This is a genomic window from uncultured Bacteroides sp. (assembly GCF_902491285.1).
In the GTDB taxonomy this organism is placed as follows: domain Bacteria; phylum Bacteroidota; class Bacteroidia; order Bacteroidales; family Bacteroidaceae; genus Bacteroides.
The window spans coordinates 1-9,406 of record NZ_CABUHK010000128.1; the positions used below are offsets into that span (position 1 = coordinate 1).

The following is a 9,406-nucleotide window of genomic DNA, read 5'->3' on the forward strand; positions in this document are numbered from 1 at the left end:
AGTAAGTTACATACGAATATAAGAGCAGGGGATTTTTCTTTTTAGAGGAAAGGTAAGAAATAAAAAGAAAATGTGTACATTTGTTGGTCGAATATAACAAACACAATTATGAAAATGGACTTTCCACAGGTAGATTTACCTACTGAAGTATTAGCATGGACGAATGTCACGGAAGATATTCTGAACATTTATAAGCAATCTTGCCGACTGCAGGCCTGCATTGTCGCCATTTGTACCGAAGGCTCAATGAAAGCCTCCATCAATCTGCTTGATTATGAAATCCGCCCCAATGACTTGATAACGTTATTACCGGGAACCATCATTCAATTCAGGGAAAAAACAGAAAAAGTATGTCTCTGCTTCGCCGGCTTTTCCGCTCATTGTGCCGGACGAATCAATCTGATGAAAAGTATCGGAAATGCCTACCCAAAACTTATCGAGCAACCGGTAGTGCCGCTTACCGAAGATATAGCCGGTTACCTGAAGGATTATTTTGCCCTGCTGGCACGTGCCAGTTGCAATGAAAACTTTGAAATGGCTCCGGAACTGGTAGAATTGGCTCTTCAGACTATTTTGACAAGTATACGGTTGATATATCATAATTATCCGGGAGAAAACAACAGTTCGAACCGTAAAAAGGAAATATGCCGGGAACTGATCCAATCTATCACCGAGAATTACAGAAACGAACGGCGCGCACAATTCTACGCAGACAAACTGGGAATATCCCTTCAGCATCTGAGTACCACAGTGAGACAAGTGACAGGGAAAAGCGTACTGGATACGATTGCTTACATCGTTATCATGGATGCCAAAGCCAAACTAAAGGGTACGAATATGACTATCCAGGAAATAGCTTATTCACTGAATTTCCCCACTGCTTCTTTCTTCGGAAAGTATTTCAGACGATATGTAGGAATGACACCGTTGGAATTTAGAAATAGATAATGTTTATAACGATTAACGGAATAGTGATTAGTGATGAATGATGAAGAATGAGTCGCTAATGATGAAAATAAATATCATTCATATAATGCACAGCCTGTTAATCACTAATCACTATCCCGTTAATCACTAAATTCTTCTTCTTCCCAAACTCAGTGAATTGAGCACTACACTCACACTGGAGAAAGCCATAGCGGCACTTGCCAGCATCGGATTCAATAATAAACCATTCAAAGGGAACAGGATACCTGCAGCGATAGGGATACCTATCAGATTATAGATAAATGCCCAAAAGAGGTTTTGGTGAATCAATTTGACCGTCTGCTTCGATAGTTGGAATGCTTTGGGAAGCAGCAACAAGTCGGATGTCATTAAAGTCACCATGGCAACATCCATGGCAATGTCCGTCCCCTTCCCCATAGCAATACTGACATCTGCCAATGCCAGTGCTTGCGAGTCATTGATGCCATCACCCACCATAGCTACTTTCTTTCCCTGCAATTGCAACTCCTGCACAAAATCGGCTTTATCACCCGGCAGTGCATCGGCCACGAAACGTTCGATTCCCAAATGGGAAGCGACAGCCAGAGCCGTCCGTTGTCCGTCGCCGGTCAGCATACAGATATCAATGCCCTGCCGTTTCAGTTCTTTCACCGCTTCGGCAGAGGTCGCCTTTATCGGGTCGGAGACGGCAATAACAGCCAATAATTCATTCTCACAACCAAAGTAGATGATTCCGTTGCCGTCCGATTCATAACGAACCAGCATATCAGCCATTATATCAGTCATCGTGGCGCTGAAATCCCTTAGCAGTTTATGGCTGCCTACCCAATACACTTTCCCCTGATAGGAAACTTTTATACCTTTTCCTGTGATACTTTCAAAGCTGTCCAGTTTGGCAGGATTTACCTTTTCCCCGTCTTGAAGTGCAGCGACTATCGCACCGGCAAGGGGATGCTCCGATTTCATTTCCGCAGCCAGAAGCACATCTTTATAATGCGGCTCCTGAGATTGCGCCCATAACCATCCGGTGGCTGTGGGATGCCCTTCGGTCAGTGTTCCGGTCTTATCCAGCACAACGACGTCTACTTTACGCATCTGCTCCAATGCAACAGCATCCTTAATCAGGATATGCTGACTGGCAGCCTTGCCTATTCCTACCATCAATGCGGTTGGCGTGGCAAGTCCTAAAGCACACGGACAGGCAATCACGAGAACAGATACGGCGGACAGAACTCCATAAGATATGTATTCGCTACCGCCAATGACAATCCATAAGATAAATGTCAGGATAGCAATACCCAGCACGACAGGTACAAAAATCCCTGTTATACGGTCGACGATACGCTGTACGGGTGCTTTACTGCCCTGTGCCTCCTGTACCATATGGATGATACGCGCCAATACCGTCTCACTGCCGACCTGTGCCGCACTGATAATGAACGAACCGCGCTGATTGATAGTTCCTGCCAACACTTTATCGCCTTTCTTCTTTTCTACCGGAATAGGCTCACCGCTAATCATACTTTCATCGACATACGAATCGCCTTCGGCAAGTTTACCATCCACAGGAATCTGCTCTCCCGGACGAACGACTACCAAATCACCGACTTGCAATTGTTCAATCAGAATCTCCTCTTCTACTCCATTGCGCAGTACACGGGCTACTTTAGGCTGCATCCCCATCAGTTTACGAATAGCGGTGGAAGTATTTCCTTTCGCACGCTCCTCCATCAGCTTGCCGGTTAGAACGAAAGCTATAATCACTGCAGAAGCCTCATAATAAACGTGCGGTTCCAGTCCGCGGGCATACCAGAATCCGGGAAAGAAGGTATTAAAAAGGCTGAACAGAAACGCAATGGAAGTACTGAGTGCAACCAAAGTATCCATATTGCTCCGTCCTATCTTTGCCTGTTTCCAGGCTCCGGTAAAGAAACCACCACCGAAAAAGACCATAACAGGAATAGCAAGTACCATCTGAATCTCATTCGAATATGGCATATGCATCAATATCATGGAGAATACCAGCAATGGCACGACCAAAATCCACGCACCAATCACTTTACGTTTCAAACGAACATAACGTTTATGCTGCTCCTCTTCCTGACGTTCCTCTTTATGGGCTTCTTCCACAATCAGGTCATAGCCTGCTGCAAGCACTGCCGCACGGATTTCTCCGGGAGTCAGTTTGTCTTTCTCGTAAGAAATAGTCAGCATATTGGTGGCAAAATTAACGGAAGCCTCCGTGACTCCCGGCAATTTCTTCACTGTTTTCTCTACATTATTAGCACATCCCGCACAATGCATATTGAGCACGGGAAATGCCTTTTTTACTATATTACCCATATATAATTATTATTTTTCGGTCTTTCTCCTCTCCTCAGAAAAGGATTGAAGAAAGACCATCATTCATGTATAGAAACAAGGTAATACGGGTATTTGTTCAATTACTTCTTATCCGTTTTCTTATCGTCTTTCTTTGTTTCTTTTACAAATTCGGCTTCATAATTAAACTTGTTAAATCCCGCTTGCAAGTTCTTTACATTTGTCTTTTCAGCATCGTATGTGATGGTGACAGTCCGGTCTTTCACAACAGTGGAGATATCTTTCAGCCCTTTCTCAAAACGCATATTGTCCTTCACTTTCTTTTCACAGTTTTCGCAGTGCATCTGAGTCACTTTGAACACTACCACACGAATATCCTTTGCCATTACGGCAACTACACTCAAAAGAGCCACTACGCAAGTGACCATCCATCTTTTTGTTTTCATTTTTCTTATCAGTTTAAATGTTACTTATTTTCTTTTTATTCACTGTTTCTAGCCAAGTTGAAACGCAGTCCGATATATGCCTTCGCACCGTGCATCGGTCCCCATATCATGGTAGAATCAAAATTATCCCCCCACGGATTTGCCGCGTCGATAATCGGGTTCTTCTGCTTGAAGTTTGTCAGGTTCTCGCCACCTACGTATATAGACCAGCGGCGGAAATAGCGGGTCACTTGCAAACTAAGTTGTTCAAAGCTGCCATAACGGCGGTTCCACGACAGTTGTCCGTCTCCGAGTTCATAAGGAGCAGGCATTCTGCCACCACCATTCAACTGTAACGTTGCATCAAATTGCCAGATACCCAGTGGGGTCTGATAAGATGCAGTCAGCAGTCCTTTGTATTTGCTGGTCAAAGGTCTTTCCATCCGCTCGCCTTTGTAAGTGGTTTGCGCATCCGTCAACCGGTAAGCACCTGTCAGAGTAAATCCTTTGAAGAACGGATAACTCGCTTCCACTTGGAATACGTGCGAGTACGAACGCCCGTCCAAGTTGTAGAAAGACACTCCATGAGGATTACTGTCCATATCTACAACGACTTGTTTCAGAAAGTTCGTATAGTAGTATTCGGCGTTTATATTCAGTGTTTTACCGAATATCGGAATGTAAGTGGATACACTCGCGCCATAGTTCCATGCTTCTTCCATATCCAGATTCTTCGCAATCTCTACTTTACGACTGCTGGAAAGCAGGTAGTTGTTTTCTGCCAGTACATGATTCGTCCGATACCCTTTTCCGGCAGAGAGACGGAAATTTACATACTCATTCGGATTGTATTTGAGATGCGCACGGGGAGTTACAAAGAAGCCATGTTCGTTACTGTAATCTCCGCGAAGACCTGCCATCAGCATCCATTGGTCGTTCAAATTCAAGGTGTACTGTACGTAAGCTCCGGGAACGGCTTCTTTCTCAAAGGCTTTGAGAGGAGTGTTGTCCGCATTATTCTCCAGACGGTAATGCTGGTCATAAGCATCGTAATTGAAACTTAGTCCGGCAGAGAGGCTGTTCTGCTTATTAAACTCCGTTTCGAACATCAATGAAGCATAAACATTGGTTTGGTCTACGTTATAGAGCTTCAGTCCGTAATTGGCGTCTTGATTATGCAAAGAGGCAGAAAGAATCAAAGCCAGATTTGTATTCTTTTCCTTATTAAATATATAAGCGTTCTTGGTGAAGAACTCATAACGTTCCGTGTCAATGTTCACTTTATAAGGGTTATCGAAATGCATTCCGCCGTGATTGGCTTGTCCGCTGGTACGTGTTTCCGAAAGGGCTTTGATACCTGCCTGAAAGACATAATGGTCGCCCATATACGCCCACCGGTTCCACACGTTGTATTGCTCTACCTGCGGAATATCTACAAATCCATCGTCATTACCATCGTGAGCTTTTGTCTCGTTTTCATAATGTGCCAGCAAAGAGGTGCTCCAACGTTTGGAGATTTTCAGCGTAGCATCCGCATTGGCTTCATAACGATTGGTGGTGCTTGCGAAAAGATTAGCGGATACCCAGTCAGCTTCCGGCAATTGGGGTTTCTTGAACTCAACGTTAATCTGCCCTGTAATGGCTTCATAGCCGTTCTTCACGGAAGAAGTTCCTTTGGATACTTGTATGCTCTGCATCCATGGGCCGGGGACATAGCCCAAGCCATAAGGAGCAGCAGCCCCGCGATAGTTCGGAATATTTTCCGTCAGCATCTGCACATAAGTGCCGGACAGTCCCAACAATTTGATTTGCTTGGCTCCCGTTGCCGCATCGGAATAACTCACATCGACCGAAGGATTCGTCACGAAACTCTCTCCCAAGTTACAACAAGCGGCTCTGCTCAACTCGGCACTGCTTATCATATCTTCATTCATCACACTACTGCGTAGTTTCATTGTTCCCAGTCTTCGACTGACTACATTTACTTCATTCAGTTCCACTCCATCACGAAGCACGACATCCAGCTTCTGATTCCTGCTGTTCACATGAATCGTATCGTTCTGAAAACCGATAAAGCTGACTATCAGCATATGGCTTTTGGAAGGTTTGGTGATAGAAAAACTTCCATCTTCCTTAGTAGTCACGCCTTGTCCTGTATTCATCCAAAATACGTTTGCTCCCGGAATTGCTTCCCCGGAACTATCTTTTACCGTCCCATGTACTTGCGCATGCATATTGCCGGCAAACAACAGGAACAGTCCTATTATCATATATTTCATTTTTTCTAAACTTTCTTTCGAGATACAAAATTAGTTCATTTCTCATGCAACTTGGTTGCATTCAGTCTCACCTCACTTTCCGGCTTTAGTTCAGCAGAAAGCAAAGTCCCTAAAAAGAAAGATTTAGTGGCTAAATAATATAGGTGGAATATAGTGCCAGCTTCTGTCGAGAACAGAGAGGTGGCGGCGAGGTAGGAATATCGTACTCTACCGATTTATCTGAATAGGTAAAAGTCAGTAAATAGCAGAACTGCGCACAGAAAAGGTCGACTGCTTGAGGTGAAACATTCAACTCAGTAGTATGTTTCATCAAGTCCAGCTTATAAATAGTAGCCGTACAGCCTTTTGTTTTGCAATCCTTCTTTGAGTCGCAAGTATGGGTTTTCTTACACTTCGGACAACCTGTGTCACAACAGCTTTTCACCGTCTCACAACGGGCGCAACAATAGTGCACAATAGATACTCCCGCCCCTGAATAGATAATCAAGAGGGAAAGGATCAATGCTGTTATGTAAGCTAACCTTTTCATATCAAGGGACAAAGATAAGAATAAAAACAAATTAAATATTATAATTTATAGAAAAAATAAGCATAATGTCACATATGTTACAATTCAGAATCCCCCTCTTCCCTATCTTTGCAGAAAAAAGATAGATTATAGATTATATGGAACAATTACATGCTCATGAAGTCCTTCATATGATGGAAGGAAATAGCTACTCGGAATCATCATTGCGGGAAGCAATTATTAAGAAGTTTGGCGAACAGCAACATTTCTATGCTTGCTCGGCAGAAGATATGGATGTGGATACCCTGATAGAGTTTCTTAAAATGAAAGGTAAGTTCATGCCTGCCGAAGATGGATTTACCGTAGATATAACGAAGGTTTGCAAACACTGATTCCGATTTCTGCAATTCAAAAAGAGAAAGCTATGCACTCATGTATGACAAACAGTGAGTGTATGGCTTTCTTCTTTTTAAAATAGCTGAATATTTTTCTGTATTTATTAGTCCGATTCGTGAATTTCATCTATATTTGTCAATAGTGAATGAGACAGCAAATGTGTAATTTATAGAAAAAACGAGTATGAAAAAACAATATGTCAGCCTGCTTGCTATTATACTTTCGGTAAGCGGCTTTTTGTTTTCTTGTCATGACAAGATGAACAAAAATACAGGTGCGTTACAATTCGACAGTATCCAAGTGAATAAAACAGCACACCTGTTCAACGATACAGCCAAACCGGCTTGTAATATTATTATCAATTTCGCCTATCCCGTCAAGTCATCGGATGATATGCTGAAAGACAGTCTGAATACTTATTTCATATCCGCTTGTTTCGGTGATAAGTATATAGGAGAGAAACCGGAAGAGGTTATAAAGCAATATACTGAAAATTATATCAGTGAATATCGCCGCGACTTGGAGCCGATGTACACAGAGGACGAGAAAGACAAAGAAGACGAAGCTTCCATCGGTGCCTGGTATTCATATTATAAAGGCATCGAAAGCCACGTGCAACTGTACGAGAAAGACCTGCTTGTATACCGCATCGACTACAATGAATATACCGGTGGTGCACACGGCATCTATATGACGACTTACCTGAATATGGATCTTACACTGATGCGTCCACTTCGTCTTGATGACATTTTCGTCGGAGATTACAAAGACCCATTGACCGACCTGATTTGGAACCAGCTCATGGCCGACAACAAAGTGACGACTCACGAAGCCTTAGAAGATATGGGATATGCTTCGACCGGCGACATCACTCCGACCGAGAATTTCTATCTGAGCAAAGAAGGCATTACCTTCTATTATAATGTATATGACATTACTCCCTATTCTATGGGCCCCGTAAAGGTGACAATTCCATTCCCTATGTTGGAGCATCTTCTCGGCAGCAACCCGATTCTGGGAGAACTGAAAAATTAAACTTCATAAAAGAACGAAAACCAATGAATATCCTGTCGTTACTATACAGATGGTAATATAGGCGGATATTCATTTATATAATTTCTAATTAGTAATTTGTAATTGATAAAAGTGGAAATCATAGAGAAATACTTCCCTGAGTTGACAGAAGAGCAACGCAAACAATTTGCTGCTCTATATGACCTCTACATCGACTGGAATTCGAAAATCAACGTTATCTCACGCAAGGACATCGAGAATTTGTATGAGCACCATGTGCTCCATTCGTTAGGCATTGCCAAAGTAATCCAGTTCCGTCCCGGAACCAGCGTCATGGACTTGGGTACAGGCGGCGGTTTCCCCGGCATTCCTTTGGCGATATTATTCCCCGAAACAAAGTTCCATCTCGTAGACAGTATCGGTAAAAAAGTACGCGTAGCAACGGAAGTGGCTAATGCCATCGGACTGAAAAACGTTACTTTCCGCCATGCGCGCGCGGAAGAGGAGAAACGTACGTTCGACTTCGTTGTCAGCCGAGCCGTAATGCCCCTGGCGGATTTGGTTAAGATTATCAAAAAGAATATTTCTTCCAAACAGCAGAATGCATTGCCCAACGGACTGATCTGTCTCAAAGGCGGTGAACTGGAACACGAAACGATGCCGTTCAAACATAAGACAATGGTTCACAACCTGAGCGACAACTTCGAAGAAGAGTTCTTTGAAACCAAAAAAGTGGTATACGTTCCTGTTTAAAGACTATTAGTTGTTCTGAATAAGATTAATCATAGAAAAGAACCATGAAAATAAAAAGGTTTGAATTTAATATGTTTCCCGTAAATTGCTATGTGTTATGGGACGAAACAAAAGAAGCAGTCGTCATTGACCCGGGCTGTTTCTACGAAGAAGAGAAACAAGCACTGAAGAAGTTCATCCTCACCAATGAGCTGAATGTGAAGCATCTTCTGAATACTCACTTACATTTGGATCACATTTTCGGAAATCCGTTCATGCTGAAAGAATTCGGCTTGTCGGCAGAAGCGAACAAAGCGGATGAGTACTGGATTGACGAAGCGCCGAAACAAAGCCGCATGTTTGGTTTTCAGTTGCAGGAAGCCCCAGTGCCGCTGGGGAAATATCTGCACGACGGTGATATTATCACTTTCGGACACACCCAACTGGAAGCAATCCACGTGCCCGGACACTCGCCCGGCAGCTTGGTGTATTATTGTAAAGAAGACAACTGTATGTTTTCCGGCGATGTTCTGTTTCAAGGCAGTATCGGTCGCGCCGACCTTACAGGTGGCAACTTCGACGAACTGATAGAGCATATTTGCAGCCGTCTTTTCGTCCTTCCCAACGAGACAGTCGTATATCCGGGACACGGTGCCCCCACGACCATCGGGATGGAAAAAGCAGAGAACCCATTTTTCAGATAAAACAATAAAATCCCCCTATTAATATGAAAACCGATTTGTTAGCTAGCCGTCACATCGGCATCAATGAACAAGACACAG

General features: G+C 43.4%; 9 protein-coding genes. 5 read left to right on the forward strand and 4 right to left on the reverse strand.

Annotated elements, in window-relative coordinates; genetic code table 11:
* Nucleotides 1-108 precede the first annotated feature (108 nt).
* Nucleotides 109-948 (forward strand): helix-turn-helix domain-containing protein, encoded by an 840-nt coding sequence (locus tag RDN93_RS20765; protein ID WP_308747252.1) that lies wholly within the window; start codon nt 109-111, stop codon nt 946-948.
* Nucleotides 949-1,074: 126 nt separating this feature from the next.
* Here the strand turns inward: RDN93_RS20765 and RDN93_RS20770 are convergent, their stop codons facing one another.
* The 4 genes from RDN93_RS20770 to RDN93_RS20785 form a co-directional block, all read right to left on the reverse strand.
* A complete protein-coding gene (locus RDN93_RS20770; RefSeq protein ID WP_308747253.1) occupies nt 1,075-3,291 on the reverse strand; it encodes a heavy metal translocating P-type ATPase in 2,217 nt (738 codons plus the stop codon).
* A 101-nt stretch (nt 3,292-3,392) separates the two neighbouring features.
* Nucleotides 3,393-3,716 carry a heavy-metal-associated domain-containing protein gene (locus tag RDN93_RS20775; RefSeq protein WP_308747254.1) on the reverse strand — a complete coding sequence of 108 codons (324 nt, stop codon included), beginning with the start codon at nt 3,714-3,716 and terminating at the stop codon, nt 3,393-3,395.
* A gap of 35 nt (nt 3,717-3,751) precedes the next feature.
* Nucleotides 3,752-5,974 carry a TonB-dependent receptor gene (locus tag RDN93_RS20780; protein ID WP_308747255.1) on the reverse strand — a complete coding sequence of 741 codons (2,223 nt, stop codon included), beginning with the start codon at nt 5,972-5,974 and terminating at the stop codon, nt 3,752-3,754.
* Between the two features lie 130 nt (nt 5,975-6,104).
* Complete coding sequence (locus tag RDN93_RS20785) at nt 6,105-6,503, reverse strand: hypothetical protein (RefSeq protein WP_308747256.1); 399 nt, start codon at nt 6,501-6,503, stop codon at nt 6,105-6,107.
* A 137-nt stretch (nt 6,504-6,640) separates the two neighbouring features.
* Between RDN93_RS20785 and RDN93_RS20790 the strand changes: the two genes are divergently transcribed.
* The 4 genes from RDN93_RS20790 to RDN93_RS20805 all read left to right on the forward strand — a co-directional run bounded on the left by RDN93_RS20790 (nt 6,641) and on the right by RDN93_RS20805 (nt 9,328).
* A complete protein-coding gene (locus tag RDN93_RS20790; RefSeq protein WP_308747257.1) occupies nt 6,641-6,874 on the forward strand; it encodes a YecH family metal-binding protein in 234 nt (77 codons plus the stop codon).
* A 187-nt stretch (nt 6,875-7,061) separates the two neighbouring features.
* Nucleotides 7,062-7,913: a DUF3298 domain-containing protein gene (locus tag RDN93_RS20795; protein WP_308747258.1), complete on the forward strand. Its 852-nt coding sequence runs from the start codon at nt 7,062-7,064 to the stop codon at nt 7,911-7,913.
* Nucleotides 7,914-8,024: 111 nt separating this feature from the next.
* The gene (gene rsmG / locus RDN93_RS20800; protein WP_308747259.1) at nt 8,025-8,645 is read left to right on the forward strand and encodes a 16S rRNA (guanine(527)-N(7))-methyltransferase RsmG; all 621 of its coding nucleotides are present in this window, start codon (nt 8,025-8,027) and stop codon (nt 8,643-8,645) included.
* Between the two features lie 44 nt (nt 8,646-8,689).
* Nucleotides 8,690-9,328, forward strand: coding sequence for an MBL fold metallo-hydrolase (locus RDN93_RS20805; RefSeq protein WP_308747260.1), 639 nt, complete (start codon nt 8,690-8,692; stop codon nt 9,326-9,328).
* The last annotated feature ends 78 nt before the right edge of the window (nt 9,329-9,406 follow it).

Excerpts from the sequence above, each read along its gene's own strand:
- RDN93_RS20790 (WP_308747257.1), top strand. The coding sequence starts at position 6,641 with ATGGAACAATTACATGCTCATGAAGTCCTTCATATGATGGAAGGAAAT.
- RDN93_RS20770 (WP_308747253.1), bottom strand. The coding sequence starts at position 3,291 with ATGGGTAATATAGTAAAAAAGGCATTTCCCGTGCTCAATATGCATTGT.
- RDN93_RS20785 (WP_308747256.1), bottom strand. The coding sequence starts at position 6,503 with ATGAAAAGGTTAGCTTACATAACAGCATTGATCCTTTCCCTCTTGATT.
- RDN93_RS20775 (WP_308747254.1), bottom strand. The coding sequence starts at position 3,716 with ATGAAAACAAAAAGATGGATGGTCACTTGCGTAGTGGCTCTTTTGAGT.
- RDN93_RS20805 (WP_308747260.1), top strand. The coding sequence starts at position 8,690 with ATGAAAATAAAAAGGTTTGAATTTAATATGTTTCCCGTAAATTGCTAT.
- RDN93_RS20780 (WP_308747255.1), bottom strand. The coding sequence starts at position 5,974 with ATGAAATATATGATAATAGGACTGTTCCTGTTGTTTGCCGGCAATATG.
- RDN93_RS20765 (WP_308747252.1), top strand. The coding sequence starts at position 109 with ATGAAAATGGACTTTCCACAGGTAGATTTACCTACTGAAGTATTAGCA.
- RDN93_RS20795 (WP_308747258.1), top strand. The coding sequence starts at position 7,062 with ATGAAAAAACAATATGTCAGCCTGCTTGCTATTATACTTTCGGTAAGC.